Below are 24,552 nucleotides of genomic sequence, written 5' to 3'. Positions count from 1 at the left end.
ACTGTCCCGCCAAATTTAAGAGCGACGGGACTTTGATATTCTCAGGAGGAAAAAATGGCCGGACATAGTAAATGGGCTAATATTCAGCACAGAAAAGGTAGACAGGACGCCAAGCGCGGTAAAATTTTCACCAAAATGGCAAAGGATATCATCCTTGCAGCCAAGGGCGGAGGCGATCCGGCCATGAACGCTTCTCTGCGTCTTGCCATTTCCAAGGCTAAAGCTGTGAACATGCCTAACGATAAGATCGATACCGCGATCAAAAAAGGTACCGGCGAACTGGCCGGTGGCGATATTTCTGAAGTCATGTATGAAGGTTACGGTCCCGGCGGTGTAGCGATTCTTGTTGAAGCTGCAACCGATAACAAGAACCGTACTGTTGCTGAAGTGCGTCACGCACTTGGTAAAGCCGGTGGTTCCATGGGTGAAGCAGGCTGCGTTGCATGGATGTTCGATAAAAAAGGCGTCATGGTTTTTGATGCTGAAAAGTACACCGAAGACCAGCTGCTGGAAATCGGCCTTGAAGGCGGTGCTGAGGACGTAATCGCTGAAGACGATTCCCTCGAAGTTCACTGCATGCCCGAAGATTTCACCGAAGTTCAGAAGGCTTTTGAAGCAGCTGAGTGCGAAGCAAAAAGCTCCGACCTCGCTTTCGTGCCCAAGAACCTCGTAGAAGTTGATGTTTCCAACGCCAAGAAGCTCATGAACCTCATGGAAAAGCTGGAAGACAACGACGATGTGCAGAACGTGCACGTTAACGCTGACTTCCCCGATGAGCTTATGGCTGAAATGGAAGGCTAGATGGGAGATTCCGGTATTGTAATCATCGGCATTGACCCCGGAACCCGCGTAACCGGATACGGAATTGTACGCGAACTTTCCGGGCAGGTTTCCCTTGTGGATGCCGGGACAATCCGGACCAATACCAAGAATCCCATGTGCTCAAGGCTTGGGGAAATTTACTCCCGCATAGCTGAGCTTATAAATGATCATTCACCGGATGAGGCGGCAATCGAAAATGCGTTTGTCGCCTCTAATCCGGCTTCGGCCCTTAAGCTGGGGCAGGCTCGCGGCGCGGCTATGGCTGCCTGTGCGGTATCCGGGCTAGTGGTTTCCGGGTATGAGCCTACCAAGGTTAAACGTAATCTTGTGGGTAGCGGGCGGGCTGATAAATCACAGGTCGCCTTTATGGTGGAGCGTATCCTCGGGGTGAAAAACACCAAGTGGGCCAACGATACCACCGATGCACTGGGCATTGCGATCTGTCATCTCAATGAACGAAGATTCGCAAAGGTAGCTGGAAAATGATCGCCTATATCCACGGTAAGCTCTTAGAAGCTACAGATAAATCCTGCATCATTCTCACTCCCGGCGGAGTGGGCTATGAACTTTTCCTGACCCTCACCGCTATTTCCACCCTGCCGGAATCCGGCTCGGATGTGACTTTTTACGTTCATTCCGTGATCCGTGAGGACGCTTTTGATCTCTACGGCTTTCCCTGCTTTGATGACCGTGAGGTTTTCCGCACCCTTATTTCAGTCGATCGCCTCGGCCCTAAAAAGGCATTGGCTATCCTTTCCCAGTTCGGTCCCAAGGAATTGCAGGATCTCGTTTTTCGCGAGGATGTGAAGACCCTGTCCATTGTTCCCGGTATTGGCCCCAAGTCCGCTCGCCAGATTTTGTGGTCTCTTAAGGATAAAATGGAGACTCTCAAATCCGCCACTGTGCGTAGCGGTGCCTGTCCGGTGGAAGGTGACCGCAGTGAATTTCTCGATGCCCTTTCCGGCCTACGCAATCTTGGTTACGCTGACGACGAAGTACGTGAAATCCTCAAGGAAATATTTGAAGAGGAAGCGGATCTTGACGCTGGTGGAGCTATCCGCGTAGCTTTGAAAAAGATTTCCCAGAACAAGTAATTTTTCAGCAGGCAGTACCGGAATATGATTGAAAGCAACGGTTCAGACGATCACATCAGACCGCAACGGCTGGCCGATTTTATCGGGCAGGACGATCTGCGCGACAACCTTGATGTTTTCATTCAGGCTGCGCGTGGGCGCGGCAATGCCATGGACCATTCTCTTTTCTACGGCAACCCCGGCCTTGGTAAGACAACTCTTGCCCGGATTATTGCTTCCGAGCTTGGGGTCAATCTTATTACCACATCCGGTCCTGTAATAGAACGCAGTGGTGACCTCGCTGCTATTCTAACCAATCTTTCCCGCAACGATATCCTTTTTATTGATGAAATCCACCGTGTGCCTGCAAATGTAGAGGAAGTGCTCTATCCGGCCATGGAGGATTTTAACATCGACCTCATCATCGGGCAGGGACCTGCCGCCCGTACTGTGAAGATCGACCTTGAGCCGTTTACTCTCGTAGGTGCTACAACCCGTTTGGGGCTGCTTACTTCACCTTTGCGTGATCGTTTCGGCTGTATTTTTCGTTTAGAATTTTATTCTCCAGAAGAACTGGCCCGCATAGTTACCCGCGCGGCCCGTATTTTCGACCTCAAGGTCACCGACGAAGGCGCGCTGATAATCGGCAAGCGTTCACGTGGCACACCGCGTATTGCCAACCGACTTCTGCGCAGGGTTCGTGATTTCGCCACCGTGCATGGTGATGGGGTCGTAACCGGCGAACTGGCCGACATGGCCTTGAACAAGCTGGATGTTGATCCCCTTGGACTCGATTACATGGACCGCAAGATTCTTTCTATTTTGATAGACCAGTTCGGTGGCGGCCCTGTAGGTGTAAAAACCATCGCTGTGGCCTGTTCCGAAGAAGTGCGCACCATTGAGGATATTTACGAGCCGTATCTCATTCAGTGCGGTTTTTTAAAACGCACATCCCGCGGGCGTGTCGCTACCGCTAGAGCTTATCAGCATCTTCAGAAGGTTGCTTCCGGGGGACAGGGAAGTTTGTTTTAAGTGCCGGTGGTGGAAAAAATTATGGTTAATAGTAGCAAAGGCCGTTAGGCCTTTTTTTTCGCGGAGAATAAATGTCCATACGAGTTAAACTGATAATGGCAGTGACCGCTATTCTGGTTGGCGCATTTGTTCTCATCAGTCTGTTCAACTATAATGTTACCCGCAAAAATATTCATGATGAAATAGTTTATTCCGCCTTACCGCTGACTCGTGACAATATATATTCAGAAATTCAGTCCGGGTTGATGCGTCCAATTTTTGTTTCATCGCTCATGGCAAATGATACCTTTCTTCAGGATTGGACTGCTTATGGCGAGAAAGATCCAAATGCCATCAAACGTTATCTGAGCGAGATCCAAGACGAGTATGGATTTTTCAGTGCTTTTTTTGTCTCAGCGAGTACCAGAAAATATTATTATCCCGGCGGGGTTTTAAAAAAGGTTTCCGAACAGGACAGGCACGATGTCTGGTATTATGATTTTGTCAAATCCGGTGAGGGATTTGATCTTGATGTTGATACTAACGAGGCGGCGAGTAATATTCTGACTATTTTTATTAATCACCGAGTTGAGGATAATGATGGAAAGTTTCTTGGAGTTGCCGGTGTTGGCCTTAAGATGGATAAGGTTTCAAAGCTTTTAGCAAGTTTTTCTGAAAAGTATTCCAAGCAAATATTTTTAGTGGATTTAGCCGGTGTGGTGCAGGCGCATAGCAATGTGAATTTAATAGAAAAGGTAAATATCAAGAATTTACCGGGCCTGATGACAGTGGCAGAACAGATGCTCAGTCCCAACAGCGAACCCGCAATATTTGAGTTTTCTGCTGGCGGTGAAAAGGAATATTTGACTACTCGTTATATCCCTGAATTTGAATGGGTACTTGTGGTGCAGCAAAGTGAGAGAGGTTCCCTCGGCGCGGCGCGGGATAATTTATCAAGAACTCTTTTGGTTGGTGGCGGCACAACCCTGCTGATTCTTTTGTTAAGTATTCTGACTATTAATCATTTCCAAATACGGCTGGAAAAACAGGCCGGAACAGATGCCTTGACCGGGTTAGCCAACCGTCGTGCATTCGAGAATCGTTTTGATATTGCGATGAATAATTATTTCCGTAATGGGAACGATTTTTCAATAATTCTGCTGGATATTGACGGTTTTAAACGGGTGAATGATTTATGTGGGCATTTACAAGGTGATAATCTGATTAAGGACATTTCATCCAAAGTATGTTCCGCAATCAGAAATGATGATTTCTGCGCCCGTTGGGGTGGCGATGAATTTATTATTCTGGTTTCCGGTAATGTGGATATAGCCATGAGTGTGGCAGAACGCATTCGTTCATCCGCGTGTTGCAACTGTAAGTGTGGTGATGATTCTGCCGAAGGCGAAGAAGTCAGGATCACGGTCAGTTGCGGTGTAGCCGGATTTAACATGGATGATTCCCTTGATTCATTGGCTCAGCGTGCTGATAAGGCTATGTATGAATCGAAAGTGCTGGGGAAGGATCGGGTTGTTAAGGGTTGAGATTAGTTTTTTAGATATCTATGGGAAAGCCCCTTGCAGCTTTAGCTGTGAGGGGCTTTACATTTGAGCAACAGTTGTTATTTGATCAACTGGCATTTTGATTTATAAAATTACATAAATGTTTCAGGAGGTGGCATGGGCCAGCCGATCAAAGTTTATTTGGACACTCAAGACTACCACAATCTAGCGCATGCTTGTAATTCGGACCTTAAAGAGTACTTAATAGGACAAAGGCATAGTGGGGATGTTGAGTTTGTTTGTGGCCCTATTACTTTCTTTGAATTCATTCAGGACATTGAAAGTCCTAATGGCGAGTATTTTCAAAATCGGGTTGATCGAGCAAAGTTTGTAGGTGAGTTCGTTTCAGCTATAGACATTTATTTTCCTGAGATGCCCTTTCCTTTTTCATTTGAAGGTCTGATTACTTGGTTATCTGATTTGCATTTTAGGAAGAAGAAAAAGAGAAGTTTGTCTAGTAGAGTTAAAAAGTTAAAAGAGCATATTAAAGAGGTTAGCGCATTTGAGGATAAGCTCTCAAGGATGAATGAGTTAAACCTAGATAGAACAACGCAAGATGTTATGCATTATGTTTTTTCGAGGAAACCGATAACCAGATACCTTACTAATCAACTAACTAAGCAAGGTGTGGATGATATTGTTACTCGCATGTTTAGACCGGATGTGATTGTTAATGTTCTTGCTGTAAGTGGTGGAATTTCAGGATTTTCAGCTCTAGTGGATAATATTCCTGCAAAAATGGAAAACTTTATCTTACAATATAGAAAAGAGGCGCTGAAGACAGATGAGACTTTTGATGATTTTAGACAGAAGTTGTTGTCAGTCTGTAGATCCAAAGAACGTTATAAAAATACGCCTGTTATCAATAATATCTTGTTTTGGGATATTTATTCAAGGTATCTTTTTTCATATATAAAAGACACAAGTCGTAAAGTAAAAAGGTCAGATTTTTATGACGCAGCTCAAGCTGTATACCTGTATGAATGTGATCTATGGCGTACGGACAAATCTTTTGCAGCATCAATTGCAAAACATGAATACAAAGATAGAATTGTATCAAAGCTTGGATCGTTGAAGGGGCGAATCGAAAATTTAATTTCTCATTAACTTTTTAAATCCAGCGCTAAAAAACCTCCCCCGCTTACCAAAGCAGGGGAGGTTTTCCATTTCCTACCAATCAAAAAATCAATAAATACTAATCCACGTCCGGCACAATCTTACAAATATAAGTAGTCAATAAATCGAACAAATCCTTCGAACGATTGTTGAATCTAAATTCCAGTTCCTTCAAATATAAAGGAAAGCGATGCGGGGAAATTCCTTTGTAGCGCTTGAAACGCTGACGGGCGAATTGCCAGAATTCCCCGCCGGAAATTTCTATGTGCGGGGTGATGTCCGGGTACTTGCGGATGTAATCTAGCGGTAGGGAATCATCTCCGCATAGGATCAGGGAATCGTACTTCTGGTATCGGTCGGTGTGGATGATGCTTCCGTGACGGACCAGCTTTAGGTGGAAGTTGTGGTTGAAGTGGAATACCGATTCGGCGCTGATGTTCTGCATTAAGTCGATGAACACCCAGCCGTTTTTTTCCATTATTCCGAAAACAGGGATGGTTCCGGTGGACTTTTTGGAAGGCACTCCAGTGAGTTTTTTGTTCTTGAGATGGGTGTGCAGTCCTGTTTCGGAACTTAGCAATTGTTGGGCATCGATGGCCTGTGCCAGAATTGCAAATCTGAGCGCGGTGATGGCCTTGTAGGTTGCGTTGTAGGAAAGTTCAAGGTCTATGGAGATTGCATGTGCGGTGTGATCCTCGGCGAACATCTGGATGAGGCGCACCCATTCGCGGCAGGAGAGGCCACCGTTGTTGATCCAGCGACCGCTGAAATCCTGAAAGGTGTATTTGCAGGAAGAGCAGCGGTAGCGGTCGCCATTGAGATTATAGAGCTTATGCTCCCGGCAGCGGGGGCAGAAGGGGTTGCGGTCTCCCAAGGCTTTGTGCAGCAGGAAATTTCTGGCTTCCTCTTCGGAGGATACCAGCCGTTCAAGCAATTCATCCCTGCTTTCGGAAACAGCTTCCAGAGCCGCTTCTTCTATCCGCCTATTGCCGACATCTGTGTTTCGCATACACCTTCACATCCTGATCTTTGTTCTAAGAGATGGTACCCCAGCGGTTTGTCGAGAGTGGCTTCTGCGATTACTTTGCGCAGTGCGTCGTCATCGAGCTCGGGGTTCCTTAAAATGTCACGCAGCCCGTAGGTCTTGTCGGAAAAAAGACAGGTCCGCAGCTGACCGTCAGAGGTGATGCGCAGCCTGTTGCAGGTGGCGCAGAAGTGGGAGCTGACCGGGGAAATAAGGCCCAGCCTGCCTTTGCCGTTTTCAATGGCATACACGCGCGCAGGGCCGTGATTCTCAGGTCTGACTTTTTCCTTTGTGAGGACCGCATATTGCCGGGCTTGTTCAAGGATATCATCCGCAGACCAGAATCTGCTGTCGGATTTGGTGTCATCGCCCATGGGCATGAATTCGATGAAGCGCATGTCGATGGGATTTTCCCGCGCAAAATCAATGAAAGACCCCAGTTCCTTGTCGTTGATTCCTTTCATGGCAACAGCATTGACTTTAACCCTGATCCCGGCTGAGAGGCAGGCGGAAATAGCAGTCAGCACCTCGTTGAGGTGATCACGTCCGGTAACTTCCTTGAAGGTCTCACGGTCAAGGGTATCCAGCGATATGTTCAGCCTGCTGACCCCTATCTTTTTGAGTTCCGGCACCAGCGGTTCAATGAGTGTTCCGTTGGTGGTGATACGCAGGTCCAGCTCCGGGTGGCTGTTCATGACCGCTGAAATAAAATCCATGAAACCGCGGCGGGCAAAGGGTTCTCCTCCGGTTAGCCTCAGTTTGGAAATATTCATGGAAGCAGCCAGATCCACCAGCCGCAGCATTTCCTCGTAGCGCAGGATAGCCGGGTGGGGGATGAACTTGAAATCCTTGGTCACGCAATACATGCAGCGCAGGTTACAGCGATCGGTAACGCTCAGCCGCAGATAATTTACAGTGCGGCCTATCTTGTCGGTAAGCACCATTTTAGAACCCCCAGACGGATAGGGTGCCCCGGCTGTAACCTTCTTCCACTGCTACAAAATCAAGGGGCAGGGACTCAAGGTCGTTAAGGGCGGGCACGGACGTTCTGTCCAGCTTTCGGAAGTCGGTAGTTTTTAGGTAAGTCTTGCAGGAATCGCAGACATCGACCCGGTAGCCCGGTGCTTCTTCCACAGTGAAAAATTTGAGGTTATCTGCGTTGGTCTCATCGCAGTAAGCACAGGCCATTCTGCGCACTCGGTACTCGGTGTGGCAGAAGGAACAGCTGGCATAGCGGAAGCCCTGCTGGTGGTGCAGGGTGTGCATGAAAGGCACAGAGCCGCAGATGGGACAGTGTCCGTGGTTACGCGGCGCGGGCTGTTCCAGTTCGAAGTCCAGTTCTTCATTGTCAGCCCGTTCAGAAGTGTCTGCTTCTATCTCAGGCAGCTTGTCTGCCAGTGCAGCGGCAACGGTTTTTATGGAAGGAGTCAATGCAGACTGGATGAGAAAACTGAGCGTGCGCGGAGCTTCGGGCATTTTCTCCGCCCAGCCCATGAAAAAATCTTCGTTTGTTTCAAGGTAGGCTTTGAACGCTTCTTTCAGGTCTAATTCACCGGATTTGATGTTTGCAGTGATGAGTGTGCTTGCTTCGGCAATGGGCCCTTCTTCTTTACTCACCATTTCGGCCAAGCTGTCTACCAGCTTGCAGGCCTGTTCATAATCATAAGTGAAGTCCTCGCGGGTCAGCAGCGGGCGGCCTTGAAGGTTGGCTTCAGCAGAAGCCAGATTTGTCGGTATGGTTGGAGAGGAGTGCTGCTGTGCTTCCAGCTGGATGGCGGCAACATTTGCAATTAAATTGACAAGCTCTTCCGGAAGAAAGGGCTTTTCCCGCAGCTCGGATACTTTTTTGTCCAGCTGTTCCTTGGCATTGTTGTAATCAAAATTCATTATAAAAAACACTCCTTAAGGGGAACCCGGCAGTAGGGTCAGCCGGGTTTGTTTCATTCCTGTTAAAAAAAGCATATGCCTAATCTTAGGCAGCTGCATTGGAGTGTTAATTAATCACGTTTTGACACAAAGTCTAATCGATTATTTCAAAAAAATATTATGGTTAAAATGGTATAATTTAAGTGCCTGTAAAGATTACAAGCCGCTGATACGGCCTTGATCGTTGTAAACCCAGAATCCGGTTTTGGAGATATTGCCGATGAGGGTGATACCGATCTTGCGGGCCAGCTCTACGGAAAAACTGGTTGCCACAGCAGTGGAGGCCAGCACCGGAACTCCGATGCGTACGGCTTTGAGCAGGATTTCCGAGGCCACCCGCCCGGTGGAAACAATCATTTTGCCGTCTGTGGGCACATTTTCAAGAAAACACTGGCCTACGATCATATCAATGGCATTGTGGCGGCCGATGTCTTCCCGGAAGTAGAGCATTTCTTCGGGGGTACACAGGGATGAATTATGGCAGCCGCGGGTCTTGTTATAAAGAGTGGAGCGGGAATGCAGCTCGTTGGCATGTTTGAGAATCTGCTCCGGTGTAACCGTCAGTTGTGAGTTGATATTCCGTTTGGAAATGGTGGAAACATTGCGTCCGAAGTTGGTGCCTTTACCGCAGCCGGAAGTGATTGAATATTCGAGGACCCGGCCCTTCCATGGATCATGGCTGGTACTTACGTCCGCGATGATGCGGTCTTCGTATTCAGTTATTTTAAGGTCGGTAACCTGATCGCGGGAAGCTATATAGGCGTCCGATTTAAGGAAGCCCACGGCAAGGTAATCCGGATAGCGGGCAGTGGTCAGCAGAGTTACCACTTCACGGCCGTTAAGATTGATGGTCAAAGGGACTTCAAGGATGCTGCTGATCTCTTTTTCCTTGAATTCACCACCGGAATATTCTTTTATTGTATAGCTGAAACTTTCTTTCATCATGCTCCGCCTGATATATTTAAATTAGCATAGGGGTAACAGGCATTGCGGGCAAGTTCTTCTTTTTTGCGCCTGTTTCAGCACATTTTTGGTGCTAAAACGGGTTAAGACTAAGCGTATAATTGTGCTTGTATTGACATAGAGCACTCTTTCTGATCTATATTTATGCTGGTCCCGCCTATTATCAGTCGCGGCCTTAATTTTGCGGATGATCTGGATTTACGAATTTTTTAAACAGAGTTCTCTTTGGAGGAAAAATGAAAAAACTTAAAGTATTGCTGCTTGCTTTCGCTCTCGTTTCCCTGCTCGTTGCTCCGGGACTGGTCAAGGCTGAAACCCTGATGATGGCTACCACCACCAGTACAGATAACACCGGCCTGCTTGATGAACTGGCTCCTATGTTTAAAAAGGATACCGGAATCGAACTGAAATGGACCGCTGTAGGCACCGGTAAGGCTCTCAAAATGGGCCAGAACTGCGATGTTGATGTTCTTATGGTGCATGCTCCCGCTGCTGAAAAAAAATACGTTGGTATGGGCGCGCTCAAAGATCGCCGCGAAGTAATGTACAATGACTTCGTAATTATCGGTCCCGATTCCGATCCCGCAGGTGTTAAAGGTCTTCCTGTTGTGCAGGCCATGAAAGCTATTGCTGATTCCAAGGCTGCTTTTGTTAGCCGTGGTGACAACTCCGGTACCAACAAAAAAGAAATTTCCCTCTGGAAAGTAGCTGGCATGGCTGTTCCTGATAAAGCCAAATGGTACATCCAGACCGGACAGGGCATGATCAAAAGTATCACCGTTGCTGAAGAACGCGATGCTTACATCATGACTGACCGCGGTACTTTCATTAAATACAGTGCCAACAAAAACGGCTCCCCTGAACTGAATGTTCTGGTGGAAGGCGATAAGTCCCTCTTCAACCAGTACAGCGTATTGGCTGTTGATCCCGCGAACTGCAAGAATGCCAAGTACGAACTGGCAACCAAGTTCTCCGAGTGGATGGCTTCCCCCAAGACTCAGAAAGCTATCGGCAATTTTAAGCTGCTCGGTAAAAAGCTCTTCATTCCTAACGCTAAATAATTAATGTCTCCGATGGCCTGAGAGGGAGGACTTTTAGACAAAGTTCCCCCCTCTCGAGGCTCTCTCCCTTCAAAATTTTAACGGGCTTTGCTCTTGTTATTGGAAAACCCGTTTGGTATTAAGAGTATTGCATTGATAGGGAGGGTTTAATACTACATGGATTTTATTTTAAATGGTTTCTGGCAGGCGTTTGTACTGCTTTTTTCAGCTGACCCGGAAACCTATTCCGCCATTTTCACCACCATATGCGTGACCACTATTTCTATCAGCGTAACCCTGATTCTCGGTGCGCCGCTGGGATTCCTGCTCGGCTATCACGAATTTCCCGGTAAAAGGGCTATACGCCTTATTGCCGATACCCTGCTTTCTTTTCCCACTGTTGTTATCGGGTTGCTGGTTTATGCCATGCTATCCCGCAGGGGCCCTATGGGTGAGATGGAACTTCTTTTCACCATTCCCGGTATTGCCGTAGGGCAGACTCTGCTCGGATTGCCTATTGTCATTGCCATGATGGCTACGGCGGTGGAAAATCTTGACCTGCGCCTCAAGCAGACCCTGCTTACCCTTGGTGCTTCCCACAGCCAGATTTTACGCACCACCCTCTGGGAGGCCCGTTACAGCCTCATTCTTGCTGCTGCCGCTGCTTACGGACGCATTGTTTCCGAGATCGGTATTTCCATGATGGTCGGCGGGAATATCAAATGGCATACCCGGACCATCACTACCGCCATTGCCCTTGAAACAGGTAAAGGTGAGTTTGCCATGGGCATCGCGCTTGGTCTGGTGCTGATGATGATTGCCTTTACAGTTAATTATTTTATGTCCGGCATCAGGAAAAGGGCGGGCCAGTAATGAAGGAATTGTACAGGCTGGAAAATGTCCGCCAGCGTTACAACGGACGGCAGGTGCTTTCCATAGAAAGATTTATTGTAGGCGAGGGGACCATCGTGGGGCTTGCCGGGCATAACGGCAGCGGAAAAAGCACCCTCATGCGTATGCTTGCTTTTTTGGAAAGTCCGGATTCCGGTAAAATATTTTATGACGGCAGGGGAATTGAGGGACCTGAGCTTGCCCTGCGGCGTGAAGTTACCATGCTTACTCAGGAACCATACCTGCTTAAGCGTTCCGTAGCCGCAAACGTGGCCTACGGCCTTGAGTTGCGCGGAGAAAAGAATGTCCGCGACAAGGTATGCGACTCCCTTTCACGGGTCGGTCTGGAGCCGGAAAAATTCATGCACCGCCATTGGTTCGAACTTTCCGGCGGGGAAGCCCAGCGAGTGGCCCTTGCGGCCCGTCTGGCCCTTAACCCACGAGTGTTGCTCCTTGACGAACCTACTGCCAGCCTTGATTTGGAATCTACGCAGCTGATACACGATGCTGCTGTTTCCGCTCGTGATAAGCAGGGAACCACCCTTGTTATTGTCAGCCACGATCATTTTTGGCTGGAAGAGGTTTCTGATGTGATTTTCCGTTTGGACAGCGGTCAACTTGCGGGTTGATGTTCAGACTTTAGTAAATCATTCACGGTTTTTACCGGTGAAAAAGTACTTAGGGGCACTTCAACAAAAATTGTGGTCCAGTCGGCCATGGAACCGTTCCATAGTCCGGGAAGTTCCATGGCTTTCAATTCCTTTCCATCTTTTGATTTTACTGAGATAAAGCCGGAATCCTTATCGATTCTCTCGAGCAGGTTAAAAGGCTTGCCTTCGAAATCGCGCAGTCCGCAGATAATATCCACCGGGTTGAAGTGCGTTGCCTTACTTAAGCATTTTGCCTGAGCCGGATCATCAAGATCTACCTGACTTTTTTCTACAATCTGCCTTGCCGGAACACCATCCGGATCAGCCACCCAGAATGGCCCGCCGCCGGGTTCTCCTGTATTTTCAACCATCCCGCAAACCCTGATCGGCCGGTCGAGCTTGGAAAGCAGCCATGCGGATTTATCCTCTTTCGACATTAAACCATATGAGTCCGGCAGCGGTAAGGAAAGGCGGTCGGTAATGAATTTTTCTATGGTTTTCAGCATGTTTGTATCAATGGTTTCGTGTTTGATGCGGCGAACATGGCTGAAAATTTCTTTTTGTAATTCTACCAGTAACCCGCCTAGAATTTGCTTGTACTCAATGGTGTCGGATTTCAGATGATCCGGTGCAACGTTATCGATATTTTTCAGGAAGACGATGTCACCCTGTAGATCGTTCAGGTTTATCAGCAGGGCACCATGTCCGGCGGGCCTGAAAAGTAGGCGGTCATCGTTTGTGCGGAATCCTTCCCCACTGAGGTCCACGGCGATGGTGTTGGTTTGTTTGCGTTGCTCTGAATATGAAATCCTGAAATCCATTTCCGGGTACCGTTTTAATATTTCGGAGATGTGCTTTTCAATTCTTTCCCTGTGCGCCGGAGGGACAGTAAAATGAGCTCGAACTCTGTTCTTTGTATCTCGGGCATATTCCATAGCCTCGATAATGTGCTCGGCAAACGGAGTTCGCGGATGGTCGGGATAACCGTGGAAAGGGATCAGTCCTTTGGGCAGTCCGCCGTAATTCAACCCTTCCGGGCTGAGTACATAATGCAATATGGTTCTGAAATCCATGGTCTGGAAGGCATTATCCAGGTCTTTGCCATTACCTGCCATGAGTTGTTTCAGTTCATCATGAAATGCGAATTTTGGCAGTGAATTAATAAATGTGCGGCAGAATACGACGTTTTCATCACTGCTTTCGAGGTTGGGGATTTCTTCTTCGCTGGAATTGTAAACTGCCAGCAGGGATTTGAACATGCGTGTAGCTGCCCCGGAAGCGGGAACGAATTTGGTTATCCGTCCATTTTCAGCAGCTTGTTTGAAAATTTCAATCAGTCGTTGGCGTTCATGGTCGTTTATTATGGTTATGCCGTCATCGGGGGTGCACGGCCTGAGCAGCGGGGTGCTTGGAAAGCCCGCGCGAAATCTTTGTATTTGTTCTACTATGGTGTCTTCAGCCACTCCGCTGTTGATAATTTGTTGAATGACTTTTTCAGCTTTCCTTAGCGTTTTTTCCAGATTTTTCATGCTGTTTTTATTATCTGACGATTTCATCAGGCTTTCTCCTGCAATAGAATAAACTTATTCAAATTGATGTGTTTTTCTTATTATGATTTGACTTTGATTACTGTGTTTATAGCATCTTGTGTCTAAGCACGCCATAACTGAACTTAAAATGCCTCCTCTTTTTTGGTTCATAATGATTTCAAGTGGATTTAGCCCCTTCAAGCTGTTATCCTAGGCCTAATTCCCGTAGCAGCAGGAGGAGCCATGAAAAAAAGCAGCTTCAAGGTCAAAAAGCAGAATGACCGCAAAAGTCTTACCGAGGATATCAGAGACCATGTTATTTATTCTCTGAGTAAGGAAGTTAAGGATGCCAGTGAATGGGATGCCGGTAAGGCCCTTGCTCTGGCATTGCGTGACAGACTGGTGGAGAGGATGATCGGGACCCGTGACCGTTACCGCCGGGTGAAAGCCAAGCGCATGTATTATTTTTCTATTGAATATCTGCTGGGCCGTTGCCTTGGTAATTCCCTGTGCAATATGGAGCTGCTGGATTTGTGCGAGGATATTTTTAAGGACCTCGGTTACGATCTGGATGAGGTCCGGGCCAGTGAACGCGATCCTGCTCTAGGTAACGGAGGACTCGGCAGGCTGGCTGCTTGTTTTCTTGATTCGCTGGCAACACTTGACCTTCCCGGCTGCGGTTACGGGATCCATTACGAGTACGGTCTGTTCAGGCAATCCATTCATAACGGTTATCAGAAAGAGCTTGCAGACTACTGGATGAAAGAAGGTATGCCGCTTCAGATTGCCCGCCCTGACCAATCAGTTATCGTTCCCCTTTACGGAAGGGTGGAGAATGCGGTTACGCCCAGCGGCGAGTATTTGCCTATGTGGGTGGATTGGGATGATCTCATCGGTGTTCCGCATGATATTCCCGTGGTCGGGTACGGTGGTAAGACGGTAAATTATCTACGTTTGTTTGCGGCACGGGCATCTGATAATTTCGATATGGGAATCTTCAACCACGGCGATTATATTCGGGCTGTGCAGCGCAAAGTTGAGTCCGAGATGGTCTCTAAAGTTCTATATCCGTCGGAGTCTGTATCGTTCGGTAAGGAGCTGCGGCTGGTTCAGGAGTATTTTCTTGTGGCTTGCGGTCTGCGTGACATTACGCGCAGGTTTATGGTCCAGAACAAAAATTTTGAAGAATTTGCTGATTACGTTGCCATTCAGCTTAATGATACCCACCCGGCTCTGACCGTTGTAGAGCTGATGCGTTATCTGGTGGATGAACGGCGTGTTGAATGGGAGAAAGCCTGGGAAATTACTCGTGCTACCTGCGCCTATACCAACCATACTCTGTTGCCGGAGGCCCTTGAATTGTGGTCCGTTTCTTTGATGGAAAAGGTTCTGCCGCGCCATTTACAGATTATTTATGAGATTAACAGCCGTTTTTTGAAAAAGGTTGAGGGCAAATATCCCGATGACACTGAGAAACTGCGCCGGATGTCTCTGATCTGTGAAGATGGGGTAAAGAAGGTCCGTATGGCTAATCTGGCTGTGGTCGGTTCCCATTCTGTGAACGGGGTATCCGAACTCCACTCAGAGTTGGTTAAAACCCGTTTGTTCCTTGATTTTTATGAGCTTGATCCCAAAAAATTCAACAATAAAACAAATGGGGTAACCCCGCGACGCTGGATGCTGAAAGCCAATCCCGCGCTCTCTTCGCTGCTGACCGAGACCCTTGGAGATGGCTGGATTACCGATTTGAACCAGCTGCGTAAATTGGAAGAACACGTCAATGACAGTGAATTCCGTACCCGATTCATGGCGGCCAAGCGGGCCAATAAAATTCGGCTGGGCAATTTCATCAATGCCACTTTGGACATTAATATCCCGCCGGATGCCATCTTCGATATTCAGGCCAAGCGTATCCATGAATATAAACGCCAGTTGCTGAATGTGCTCCACATCATGCATCTCTATCTTGAGTTGGTGGACAATGAAGTGGAGCCTTCCTGCTCCCGTGCATTCATTTTTGCGGGTAAGGCCGCTCCCGGTTATTGGGAGGCCAAGCAGATCATTAAGCTGATCCATTCTGTGGCTGATGTAGTCAACAATGATCCTCGCGCCGAAGGCATACTCAAGGTGGCCTTTGTGCCTGATTACCGGGTTTCTCTGGCAGAGAAGATTATTCCGGCCTGTGATGTGAGTGAGCAGATTTCAACCGCTGGCACCGAGGCTTCGGGAACCGGAAATATGAAGTTCGCCATGAACGGGGCCTTGACTGTGGGCACCTACGACGGGGCAAATATTGAGATGCTGGAAGAGGTGGGAGGTGATAATTTCTACCTCTTCGGGCTGAAGCAGGAAGAAGTGGAAAAAGCCTTGCGCGAAGGAAGTTACCATCCGCGTGAAATTTACAACCATAGTCCTGAAATCAGGCAGGTCTTCACTGCTTTGCTGGAAAACAGGTTTTCACCCGACGGCCCGGACCTGTTCCGCTGGATAGTGGATAAGCTGCTCACTGATAATGAGCAGTACATGCATCTGGCTGATTTTAAATCATACAGCGATGCCCAGAAACGGATCGATAAGGATTATACCGATAGGGAACTCTGGGCAGGAAAGGCAATTTTAAATACCGCACGTATGGGCAAGTTTTCTACTGACCGGACCATGCGCGAGTATGCGGAAGACATCTGGAAAATTAAACCAGTCAAAGGTAAGTCATAGATAAGTCGAAAAACAGGCAGGGATCGTTCTGATAAACGATTCCTGCCTGTTCTTTTTATTTAGGCTGCTTAATCTTTTTGAGTCGTACGGCTGTTCCGTAGCAGGAATAAAATTTATCCCCTTCTGGGTGGAATGAAACAGATTCCCTGTAACATACAATGGCATCGGCATTAGCATCTATTGCCTGTGCGATGAGGCCGTAGAAGGCATTGTCGAAGTTGTAGCTTCGGCAGACAATCAGACCGAATGTCCCCAGAATTTCTCTGTTGGGAACTTCCTCGGTGGTCACTATTTTTACTTTTCCGCCCAGATACAGGGTGCGGGCCATATCAAGACGCTGGTCCTTTTTGGCATCTTCAATGGTCCTGCTTGTCTTGCGGTTGGGGCTTCCGAACATTAACGCCATATTTGAAATCCTTTTTTACAGTCAAGTTTGATTGCTGATTTCTGCCTCAAATATAAATTTATTTCAACTGAATGAAAGTGCAGAACCTTGAAAATTGAGGAAAATCATCCGAAATCTTTCTCAAGCAGAGAAATTTCTTTATGGAGTAGATTCAGTTTTTCCGTTGTTTTTTCAAGGGCTAGTCCGGCTTCTTCCCTGAGATCAGATTTACAGGCTTTTTCCAGTTCAAGGGCCGCCATGGTCAAATCGCCAGCTGAGATATTTGCGGCAGACCCTTTCAGGGTGTGAGCCTTATCCCCGGCTTCTTTGAGCTGGTCGGCTTGTAGCATTTTTTGTACATCTGCGCTGAACTGGGTGTTGTAATCTTTGAAGTTACGCAGAATGCTGACCAGAATTTCCATATCTCCGCCAATGCGCTCCAGAACATCAGAGATATCTATTTCATGACATTTAATATCACTTGAACCGGGGTTTGACGGTGTTTGCGTTGTTTCTAAAACAGCAGGCTGCTCCTGTTTTTTGTTCTGCTTGAGATAGGCCCGGATAGTGCTGAACATCTGCTCTTTATCAATAGGTTTTGGAATATAGTCGTCCATGCCGGAGGCCAGACACCTTTCTTTGTCCCCACGCATGGCGTGGGCGGTCATGGCGATAATGGGAAGCTCTTTCATGCCGAGATCATTGCGGATTATTGCTGTGGCCTCATAGCCGTCCATTTCAGGCATCTGGATATCCATGAGGACTATGTCATAGCCTGTTTCCTGCACCATTTTCACAGCTTCCGCTCCGTTGGGGGCAGCCACAATTTCAATTCCGGTGGGTTCCAGCACCTGTTCTGCTACTTGCTGGTTTATGGGGTTATCTTCCACAAGCAGCAGTCTGAAGTCTTTGAATTCATTTTCAACAGGCTTGGACGGCTCGTTAAAGTATTCTTCAGGGGCATCGTAGCCGAAAACTTCCATTATTGAGTTGAATAAGGTGGCCTGCTTGAGCGGTTTGCTGATCATCCTGTTGATCTGGGCTTTTTGGGCTTTTGCAAGGGCCGTATTCAGCTCAGTGGCTGTGATCATCATTATGGGCAGTTCTTTTGTATCGTATGTTTTGCGGATTACAATGCTCGCTTCATCGCCGCTCATGCCGGGAAGCTTGAGGTCGATAATAACCAGTTTGAACTGGTTGTCCTTTTTCTCTTCGATGAGTTTGAGAGCCTGCTCTGCGTCTGGAACGCTGGTAGGTTGAAAGCCGAACTGTTTGAGGTAACGCACCAGTACACTGCGAACAGCAAAGTTGTCGTCCACTACCAGAACCGGATAATTATTAAGCTCCTGCGGTACTTCAAAATCAACTGAGGACGGTTCTGCTGCCACATCTGGAGTGATGGTGAAAAAGAAGGTGCTGCCGTCTTCGGGTCTGCTGCGGAACCAGATGTTGCCGCCCATAAGGTTGACAATGCGTTTGGAGATGGAAAGTCCCAGCCCTGTTCCGCCATATTTACGGGTGGTGGAACCGTCCGCCTGTTTAAAGGCTTCAAAAAGATGGGGTTGCACGTCTTCGGGGATACCTATTCCTGTGTCTTTGATGGCGAATACTATTTCAGCCTTGTTGGAACTTATCTGGTCAGCGGAAACTGTGATGATAATTTCACCTTTGCTGGTGAATTTAAAAGCGTTTGCGGTGATGTTGACCAGTACCTGTCTCAGGCGCAGGGGGTCACCTATAATGCGCTGCGGAACATCCGGGCGGATATCTATTACAAGTTCTGTCTGCGAGGCGACCATTTGTTCCACAAAAAGATCACTGATGTCATGGATGAGCTGGTGCAGATTGAAGTTGACTTCTTCGAGGCTGAGTTTTCCGGCTTCGATCTTTGAAAAGTCGAGGATATCGTTTATCAGTCGTAGCAGAACTTTTCCTGAGCTGATAATTATCTTCAGAAATTCCCGCTGTTTGTTCGAAAGACTGGTCTCCATAGTCAGGTCTGCCATACCGATGATGGCGTTCATGGGTGTGCGGATTTCATGACTCACGTTGGCCATGAATTCACTTTTGGATTTAGATGCGGCTTCTGCTTCGTCTTTGGCCATTTCCAGCTCACGGTTGATGATTTTAAGTTCCCGGTAGCTGTTTTCAAGGTTTTTGTTGCTTTGGTGGATTTTTTCCTGCAACTGCCCGCTGTATTGTTTGAGTTTTAAATCCTGTTCTTCAATCTGCTGGAGCATATTGTTGAAGTTTTTGACGAGACTTTCCATCTCCCCTTTACATTCGATTTTAACCCGCGCGCTGTAATTCTTATCAAGTGAAATCTGTCTTGCGGTCTGGCTCAATTTGGTAATGGGTGAGATGAGGATTCTGCGCATGGTAACAAAAAGCGCGAGGTTGATCAGAATAACCAGAAGCATGGTCCGGAGCAGGGAACTCAGCAGGGACTGGTACAGCTCATCATCAATGAATTTCGGCGAAAGAAAAATTTCAACAGCTCCGATAGGCTGGTTCATGATGGAAATTTCAGCTTTGCGTTTTACAAATTTTCCAATTGGCCAAGCCGAAAAATTAACTATCTCCCAAACTTCATTGCGTATCTTTCCGGAAAAAACATTGTTGCCGTTATCTTCGGTAACCAGGATTGCTTTAATGCGTTTATCGTTCATTTCTGATAGCAGGATACGGTTGATGGCTGCCTGATCAACGTTCCAGAGTGGGGTGATCAGGGATTCGGAAAGCCTTTCAACCAGGCCGTCAGCTTTCTGGTTTAATTCCTCCAGCATATTGTTACGCATGGAGTTGTAATCATATGCCCCTGAAACGACGAACGAAATCAGGGAAATGACAACAATCAGAACTCCAATTCTGGTTTGGACTTTATCTATTTTTAACAATTTCAATCCATTGGCTGATTAATTTATCCAATTTTTATGATCCTTCTATAGATATAGACAACTGTTTAGCATTCCAGCATATTCAGTGCAAGGTAAACAGTTAAAGCAGGGGGCGATTATTTGGCTTCTGACAATGGACAAGCCTCCTTTCAAACGTTAGATACTCTCCATTCCAAATATCTAAGGACGGACATGAATCAATGAAAATAGCCCTGTTACAGCTTAACCTGACCGTTGGTGATCTTGAAGGAAACGTGGAACTTATTCTCGACGGAGTGAATAGGGCCGCTGAGCGCGGCGCAAGGCTTTGCATTACCTCTGAACTTGCTTTGACCGGTTATCCTCCTCGGGATCTGCTGCTGAATGCGGATTTCGTTAGCCGTTGCCGTGAAGCTGTTTCCGAAATTTCACGGCGCATGCCCGAAGGCATGGCTCTGCTGGCCGGCGGCGTAGATCTCAATCATGAGGGAATCGGCAACCCTTTGCGCAACGGTGCATGGCTGATCGAGCATGGTGCCGTGCCCAAGGTTTTCTATAAATGGTTGCTGCCTACTTACGATGTTTTTGATGAGCAGCGTTACTTTGAGCCTGCTGAAAATGTAAATTTCTTTGAATTTGACGGTTTGAAAATCGGGGTGACCATCTGTGAGGATGTCTGGAATGACCGTGAGAACCGTAATGGAAGGCGTTACGGAAGCAATCCCATTCCGCAGATTATGGATATGAATCCGGATGTGCTGGTCAACCTTTCCGCTTCACCGTTCAGCATTGGCAAGCAGAGAATTCGCGAAAAATTACTTGGAGACATTGCTTCCAAGTACAAGGTACCTGTTTTTTACGCCAATCAGGTGGGCGGTAATGATGACCTTGTGTTTGACGGGCGCAGTTGCGCTTTCAGTACAGACGGCAATCTGGCTGCGCGTGGGCACGGCTTTCAAGAAGATGTAGTTATTGTTGAATCAGACTGTTCTGCCGGGCGCATTGAGGAAGATGATTTTTGCGAGGAAGCAGAGGCATGGCAGGCCATGGTTCTCGGACTGCGGGATTATCTGGGCAAAACCGGGTTCAGTAAGGTTGTGCTCGGGCTTTCCGGAGGTATTGATTCTGCCCTGACTGCTGCTGTAGCTGCTGAGGCCCTTGGAGCTGAGAATGTAACCGGGGTGCTCATGCCTTCCCCGTATTCAAGTAAAGGCAGTGTTGATGATTCACTTGATCTGGTAAAAAATATCGGCATCAATTGTACCACCATTCCCATCGACAAACTCATGGATCAGTTTGAGGACTCGCTCGCTGAAACTTTTGCAGGGTTGCCTGCCAACGTGACTGAAGAGAATATCCAGTCTCGTATTCGCGGTAACCTTGTCATGGCTATTTCAAATAAGATGGGTGCCTTGCTGGTCACCACCGGAAACAAGAGTGAGCTGGCTGTGGGATACTGCACCATTTACGGAGACATGGCCGGGGGACTGGCAGTTATTTCCGACCTCTATAAGACTCTTGTCTTCCGGGTCTGCCGTTGGCTCAATGAGCAGGGCAGGGGCGAAATCATCCCGGTGGCGATCATTGAGAAGCCGCCGTCCGCAGAGTTGCGTCCGGGCCAGAAGGATGAGGATTCTTTGCCTCCTTATGAGGTGCTTGACCGTATTATCGAGTTACGGGTTGAGGGCCACAAGGCGGAAAGTGAAATAATTGCTGAAACAGGATTCGATCCGGAAACTGTCCAGCATGTCCTGCGATTGATCAGAATTTCGGAGTTCAAGCGCAAGCAGGCCGCTCCGGGACTCAAAATTACATCCAGAGCCTTTGGTACTGGGTGGCGTATGCCCATAGCTTGCAGGTTTACCGGATAATGGTCCCTGTGCTTTAATAATGCAGTTTTTGATATTCAAAAATTAGCCCATCAAGTTCCCCGCTGAGGATTTGATGGGCTTTTTATTATACTTCACCGGTTTCGTCTTCCATGAGTTCTGCGCATATTTGCAGCCATTCCGGAAGCTTGATACTGAATTCATTTTGTTCAAGCCACTCTGCCGAAAGCAGGTGCGGGGCATAGTCAACGTTAGTGACTCGCAGTTCGTGATCAAATGAATTGGCTACATGGACAGCTACCGCCGGACTCAGGTCTACACTGCCCAGCCGTTGCGGTTCGTGGTGGCAATAAATGGCTTCGATAATATCTTCATCAAATCCCCAGATAGCCAGCAGGTACGCTCCAACTTCTGCGTGAGTAAAGCCAAGTATGTCTTTTTCTGCTTCTTGAACCGGAATATTTGCATCACGCACGATACTCAGGATAGTTCCGTATTCCTCAGCGTAGGATGTGGAGAGGACCAGCTTGCCGATATCATGAAGGAATCCGGCTAGGAAGGTGTGTTCAGCAAGTTCGTTGCTGCCGCCTTCCGCTTTGATAATGGCGCGGGCCATGAGCGCAGTATATTGACAATGTTCACCCAGTTTTTCGATTGAAAAATCTATTTTGTTTGACCCTGCTGAATTGAACAGGTGAATTCCGAGCACCAGCCCTTTGAGGTTGTCCAGCCCCAGCAGGGTGACAGCCTGTTCCGGGTTGGTTACCTTGGAGTAAAGGCCGAAAAAGGGAGAATTTACAAGTTTGAGCAGTCCAGCGGTCATGCTCATATCTTCGCCGATCATTTTACCGATACTGCTGATCAGTACGTCATCTTTACTCAGCTCCCTTTCAAGCTCCATAAAGAGCTCCGGCATTGTGGGAAGCTCTTCAATGGAAGCAATTCCTTTTGCTGCACGCTCGTTAAGGAAAATATGTTTAAGACGCAGGCTTTTCTTTATTTTCCCGATTAATTCCGATTTTTGATACGGCTTGGTTATGAACTGGTGGGCGTATTTGACAAATTTCAGGCAGTTTTCCGAATTTACTGATTCGGATATGATGAATCGTATACTTCCGGGTTGGCGGGTTCTGATCTCCTCAAGAAGTTCATCACCTTCAAATCCATCCACCTGAAGTTCCATGGCGATTATATCAAAGGGCTTTGTTCTGAGCAGGGTCATGACTTCGTCTTTGTTTGACGCGTAATTAACCTGCCACCGTTTTTTCATGGCACTCAGTTGTTTGTCCAGCATTTCAAGCTGAGCTTTATCTTCATCAATGAAAAGTATGTTTTTAGAGCGGCTCATAGTCATCTCCGAAAAGCTGAAATGTATTGGATGTATAGTTGGTTGTGCCTGTTCTTTATGGTTTCACGATAGCACGGTCTGTGGCTTTTGGAAAACAAAAAACCCCGCTTCGGATTGTCCAAAGCGGGGCGGGGCATATTAGCGGTTGGCAGTTATTTTTTTATCAGTAAATAAGGTCGATCAGAGATGAACTGCTCGTGGATTACAGCGATTCCGTCAGGGCGGTTTTCCCAGCGGTCATAATATTTTTTCTGCATGACCAGAATTACATTGTCTTCTTCAGCGAGAACCTGCTCAATCTCATCGATCTCGCTGGTCTCGTGGATATTGGTTCCGGCGTAGAAGGAGAAAATGCCGGAGTATATTTTATGAGCCAGCGGGTAACTGCCTTCTTGGACATATTCTTTCATGATTTCACCGGTCTGGCGGGGGCTCATGAGCGGATCAAGTGAAGGCAGGGTCATCAGGGCCAACGGCTGGAGCCAGAGAACCATGGCAGCAGTCATGACCAGCAGTCCTTTGTACGCGCCGGATTTTTTGAGAGCGAGCAGGCCCAGCCCTGCAACTCCCATGATCAGCACTGTGAAGGAAAGTCCGTTCAGGGTGATGTCAAAGGGAATGAGCACTTCTGCAAACGGGGTTGCCACAGCAAGAAGCAGGTAGAATCCGGCTATAGCAGTCCAGAGCTTTTTGGAATTGATAGCCGGTTCTTGTCCATCTTCACCAAGAAGGCCGCGCGCGGTCAGCATGGCAAGGGGAGCGAAGAGGGGCAGGATGTAGATCAGTACCTTGATGCTCAAGCAGGTCAGCAGCACAAAGCCGCTGATGAACATAAGCCAAGCCCAGTCTCGACCGTCATTCGCATTGTTTTTGCGGTCGGCGGTGACTTCTACCCAGTGATCGATGTTGAAGATTTTTTTCAGCGGCACGGCGAAGATAGCCAGAGTCCACGGCAGCCATGCCAGCGGGAAGGCGATCAGGTAGTACTGGAAAGGTTCTTCATGATGGAAAGAGCTTACCGCACGCTGATAAATCTGTTTGTAAAAGATATTGTGGATAAAGGAAGAGCCGTCCACGATGAGCGCGCCCACAACCCAGGCCAGCAGGATTGCCAGAAGGATGCCCAGCCCTTTGAGCAGGCCTTTGTTACGCAGGAGCTTAAGCCTGCCTTTCCAGATCAGGAAGCAGGAAGCGGTGAGCAGGGGAAAGATAAGTCCCAAGGGCCCTTTGGTCAGGGTTGCTATGCCCATGAAAGCGAAGGCCCAGATGAAGTATTTACCGGAATCGCGGTTCTGGAATCCTTTGAATAGACAGATATTGGCCCAGAGAATAAAGCCGCCGAAGAGCAGGTCCATCCTTGAATAGTGGGCAATGCCGATGAAGAAAATATTACTTAGCAGCACCAGTCCGGCGGCAAGGGATGTTTTGCGCCCACAGCCCAGAGTGCGGGCAAAGCTGACAGTGGAAAGCAGGAAAAATGCCGCAGAAAGAGCCGAACCGAGGAAGAATACACTGATGCCGTCCGCCGGGGTCAGGGTATCGATCAGTGACAGGAACCAGAAGTACACGGGCGGTTTATCCGGGTAGGCTACGCCGTTCAGATACATGACCAGCCAGTGCCCGGCGTCCTTCATCTGATGGTAGACATCGGCGTAGCGGACCTCATCGGAAAACCACAGGGAACGGTAGTCCATGGTGAAGATGGACTGCAAAAAGAGAATGAGCAGGACACTAAGCCACGGATTGGCTTCCATGATGTCCCAGATGAATGGTCTTTTTTCATAGCGCATGG

Annotated in this window: 20 protein-coding genes; 11 read left to right on the top strand and 9 right to left on the bottom strand. The window is 47.8% G+C overall.

The genetic code is table 11. The features are described from left to right. Positions 1–54: 54 nt before the first annotated feature. From FMS18_RS07685 to FMS18_RS07660, 6 genes are all read left to right on the top strand, one after another. On the top strand, positions 55–801 hold the full coding sequence (locus FMS18_RS07685) for a YebC/PmpR family DNA-binding transcriptional regulator (RefSeq protein WP_163293170.1): 747 nt from the start codon (positions 55–57) through the stop codon (positions 799–801). Next, positions 802–1,308: a crossover junction endodeoxyribonuclease RuvC gene (ruvC, locus tag FMS18_RS07680; RefSeq protein ID WP_163293169.1), complete on the top strand. Its 507-nt coding sequence runs from the start codon at positions 802–804 to the stop codon at positions 1,306–1,308. Further along, positions 1,305–1,916 (top strand): Holliday junction branch migration protein RuvA, encoded by a 612-nt coding sequence (ruvA, locus tag FMS18_RS07675; protein WP_163293168.1) that lies wholly within the window; start codon positions 1,305–1,307, stop codon positions 1,914–1,916. The genes ruvC and ruvA overlap by 4 nt, the downstream gene beginning before the upstream one ends. Before the next feature lie 24 nt (positions 1,917–1,940). Continuing rightward, positions 1,941–2,927, top strand: a complete 987-nt coding sequence (gene ruvB / locus FMS18_RS07670; RefSeq protein ID WP_163293167.1) for a Holliday junction branch migration DNA helicase RuvB — start codon at positions 1,941–1,943, stop codon at positions 2,925–2,927. 71 nt (positions 2,928–2,998) lie between these two features. Then, positions 2,999–4,450, top strand: coding sequence for a sensor domain-containing diguanylate cyclase (locus FMS18_RS07665; protein WP_163293166.1), 1,452 nt, complete (start codon positions 2,999–3,001; stop codon positions 4,448–4,450). 135 nt (positions 4,451–4,585) lie between these two features. After that, positions 4,586–5,575, top strand: coding sequence for a hypothetical protein (locus FMS18_RS07660; protein ID WP_163293165.1), 990 nt, complete (start codon positions 4,586–4,588; stop codon positions 5,573–5,575). An 88-nt stretch (positions 5,576–5,663) separates the two neighbouring features. Here the strand turns inward: FMS18_RS07660 and FMS18_RS07655 are convergent, their stop codons facing one another. The 4 genes from FMS18_RS07655 to fdhD all read right to left on the bottom strand — a co-directional run bounded on the left by FMS18_RS07655 (position 5,664) and on the right by fdhD (position 9,479). Then, complete coding sequence (locus tag FMS18_RS07655; protein ID WP_239060980.1) at positions 5,664–6,593, bottom strand: IS1595 family transposase; 930 nt, start codon at positions 6,591–6,593, stop codon at positions 5,664–5,666. Next, positions 6,560–7,552 (bottom strand): GTP 3',8-cyclase MoaA, encoded by a 993-nt coding sequence (moaA, locus tag FMS18_RS07650; RefSeq protein ID WP_163293164.1) that lies wholly within the window; start codon positions 7,550–7,552, stop codon positions 6,560–6,562. Before moaA ends, FMS18_RS07655 begins: the two co-directional genes overlap by 34 nt. A 1-nt stretch (position 7,553) precedes the next feature. Further along, on the bottom strand, positions 7,554–8,495 hold the full coding sequence (locus FMS18_RS07645; RefSeq protein WP_163293163.1) for a formate dehydrogenase accessory protein FdhE: 942 nt from the start codon (positions 8,493–8,495) through the stop codon (positions 7,554–7,556). Positions 8,496–8,690: 195 nt separating this feature from the next. Further along, a complete protein-coding gene (fdhD, locus tag FMS18_RS07640; protein WP_203544567.1) occupies positions 8,691–9,479 on the bottom strand; it encodes a formate dehydrogenase accessory sulfurtransferase FdhD in 789 nt (262 codons plus the stop codon). A gap of 254 nt (positions 9,480–9,733) precedes the next feature. Between fdhD and FMS18_RS07635 the strand changes: the two genes are divergently transcribed. From FMS18_RS07635 to FMS18_RS07625, 3 genes are all read left to right on the top strand, one after another. Then, a complete protein-coding gene (locus tag FMS18_RS07635; RefSeq protein WP_163293162.1) occupies positions 9,734–10,558 on the top strand; it encodes a substrate-binding domain-containing protein in 825 nt (274 codons plus the stop codon). A gap of 156 nt (positions 10,559–10,714) precedes the next feature. Beyond that, entirely contained in the window at positions 10,715–11,410 is a 696-nt protein-coding gene (locus FMS18_RS07630; RefSeq protein ID WP_163293161.1) for an ABC transporter permease, read from the top strand. Then, complete coding sequence (locus FMS18_RS07625) at positions 11,410–12,057, top strand: ATP-binding cassette domain-containing protein (RefSeq protein WP_163293160.1); 648 nt, start codon at positions 11,410–11,412, stop codon at positions 12,055–12,057. Before FMS18_RS07630 ends, FMS18_RS07625 begins: the two co-directional genes overlap by 1 nt. On the opposite strand, the gene FMS18_RS07620 is transcribed toward FMS18_RS07625, so the two are convergent. Continuing rightward, on the bottom strand, positions 12,042–13,634 hold the full coding sequence (locus FMS18_RS07620; RefSeq protein ID WP_163293159.1) for a DUF4301 family protein: 1,593 nt from the start codon (positions 13,632–13,634) through the stop codon (positions 12,042–12,044). The two genes, FMS18_RS07625 and FMS18_RS07620, sit on opposite strands and share 16 nt — an antisense overlap. 216 nt (positions 13,635–13,850) lie before the next feature. Between FMS18_RS07620 and FMS18_RS07615 the strand changes: the two genes are divergently transcribed. Continuing rightward, complete coding sequence (locus FMS18_RS07615) at positions 13,851–16,322, top strand: glycogen/starch/alpha-glucan phosphorylase (protein ID WP_163293158.1); 2,472 nt, start codon at positions 13,851–13,853, stop codon at positions 16,320–16,322. 55 nt (positions 16,323–16,377) lie between these two features. On the opposite strand, the gene FMS18_RS07610 is transcribed toward FMS18_RS07615, so the two are convergent. Both FMS18_RS07610 and FMS18_RS07605 read right to left on the bottom strand, forming a co-directional pair. Then, entirely contained in the window at positions 16,378–16,728 is a 351-nt protein-coding gene (locus tag FMS18_RS07610; protein ID WP_163293157.1) for a hypothetical protein, read from the bottom strand. A 104-nt stretch (positions 16,729–16,832) separates the two neighbouring features. After that, on the bottom strand, positions 16,833–19,604 hold the full coding sequence (locus FMS18_RS07605; RefSeq protein ID WP_163293156.1) for a response regulator: 2,772 nt from the start codon (positions 19,602–19,604) through the stop codon (positions 16,833–16,835). Positions 19,605–19,804: 200 nt separating this feature from the next. Between FMS18_RS07605 and FMS18_RS07600 the strand changes: the two genes are divergently transcribed. Beyond that, positions 19,805–21,454, top strand: coding sequence for an NAD+ synthase (locus tag FMS18_RS07600; protein WP_163293155.1), 1,650 nt, complete (start codon positions 19,805–19,807; stop codon positions 21,452–21,454). Between the two features lie 85 nt (positions 21,455–21,539). Here FMS18_RS07600 and FMS18_RS07595 read toward each other — a convergent pair whose 3' ends face one another. Beyond that, positions 21,540–22,760 (bottom strand): response regulator, encoded by a 1,221-nt coding sequence (locus FMS18_RS07595; protein ID WP_163293154.1) that lies wholly within the window; start codon positions 22,758–22,760, stop codon positions 21,540–21,542. A 152-nt stretch (positions 22,761–22,912) separates the two neighbouring features. Beyond that, positions 22,913–24,550, bottom strand: a complete 1,638-nt coding sequence (locus FMS18_RS07590; protein ID WP_163293153.1) for a glycosyltransferase family 39 protein — start codon at positions 24,548–24,550, stop codon at positions 22,913–22,915. Between the last annotated feature and the right edge of the window lie 2 nt (positions 24,551–24,552).

Source organism: Desulfovibrio sp. JC022, from assembly GCF_010470665.1.
In the GTDB taxonomy this organism is placed as follows: Bacteria; Desulfobacterota; Desulfovibrionia; order Desulfovibrionales; family Desulfovibrionaceae; genus Maridesulfovibrio.
The sequence above is the reverse complement of the archived record's forward strand: the minus strand, read 5'-3'. Positions and strand labels throughout refer to the sequence as shown.

Excerpts from the sequence above, each read along its gene's own strand:
- ruvB (WP_163293167.1), top strand. The coding sequence starts at position 1,941 with ATGATTGAAAGCAACGGTTCAGACGATCACATCAGACCGCAACGGCTG.
- moaA (WP_163293164.1), bottom strand. The coding sequence starts at position 7,552 with ATGGTGCTTACCGACAAGATAGGCCGCACTGTAAATTATCTGCGGCTG.
- FMS18_RS07615 (WP_163293158.1), top strand. The coding sequence starts at position 13,851 with ATGAAAAAAAGCAGCTTCAAGGTCAAAAAGCAGAATGACCGCAAAAGT.
- FMS18_RS07655 (WP_239060980.1), bottom strand. The coding sequence starts at position 6,593 with ATGCGAAACACAGATGTCGGCAATAGGCGGATAGAAGAAGCGGCTCTG.
- FMS18_RS07595 (WP_163293154.1), bottom strand. The coding sequence starts at position 22,760 with ATGAGCCGCTCTAAAAACATACTTTTCATTGATGAAGATAAAGCTCAG.
- FMS18_RS07645 (WP_163293163.1), bottom strand. The coding sequence starts at position 8,495 with ATGAATTTTGATTACAACAATGCCAAGGAACAGCTGGACAAAAAAGTA.
- FMS18_RS07610 (WP_163293157.1), bottom strand. The coding sequence starts at position 16,728 with ATGGCGTTAATGTTCGGAAGCCCCAACCGCAAGACAAGCAGGACCATT.
- FMS18_RS07685 (WP_163293170.1), top strand. The coding sequence starts at position 55 with ATGGCCGGACATAGTAAATGGGCTAATATTCAGCACAGAAAAGGTAGA.
- FMS18_RS07635 (WP_163293162.1), top strand. The coding sequence starts at position 9,734 with ATGAAAAAACTTAAAGTATTGCTGCTTGCTTTCGCTCTCGTTTCCCTG.
- FMS18_RS07600 (WP_163293155.1), top strand. The coding sequence starts at position 19,805 with ATGAAAATAGCCCTGTTACAGCTTAACCTGACCGTTGGTGATCTTGAA.
- FMS18_RS07660 (WP_163293165.1), top strand. The coding sequence starts at position 4,586 with ATGGGCCAGCCGATCAAAGTTTATTTGGACACTCAAGACTACCACAAT.
- ruvA (WP_163293168.1), top strand. The coding sequence starts at position 1,305 with ATGATCGCCTATATCCACGGTAAGCTCTTAGAAGCTACAGATAAATCC.
- FMS18_RS07625 (WP_163293160.1), top strand. The coding sequence starts at position 11,410 with ATGAAGGAATTGTACAGGCTGGAAAATGTCCGCCAGCGTTACAACGGA.
- FMS18_RS07620 (WP_163293159.1), bottom strand. The coding sequence starts at position 13,634 with ATGAAATCGTCAGATAATAAAAACAGCATGAAAAATCTGGAAAAAACG.
- FMS18_RS07590 (WP_163293153.1), bottom strand. The coding sequence starts at position 24,550 with ATGCGCTATGAAAAAAGACCATTCATCTGGGACATCATGGAAGCCAAT.
- fdhD (WP_203544567.1), bottom strand. The coding sequence starts at position 9,479 with ATGATGAAAGAAAGTTTCAGCTATACAATAAAAGAATATTCCGGTGGT.
- FMS18_RS07665 (WP_163293166.1), top strand. The coding sequence starts at position 2,999 with ATGTCCATACGAGTTAAACTGATAATGGCAGTGACCGCTATTCTGGTT.
- ruvC (WP_163293169.1), top strand. The coding sequence starts at position 802 with ATGGGAGATTCCGGTATTGTAATCATCGGCATTGACCCCGGAACCCGC.
- FMS18_RS07630 (WP_163293161.1), top strand. The coding sequence starts at position 10,715 with ATGGATTTTATTTTAAATGGTTTCTGGCAGGCGTTTGTACTGCTTTTT.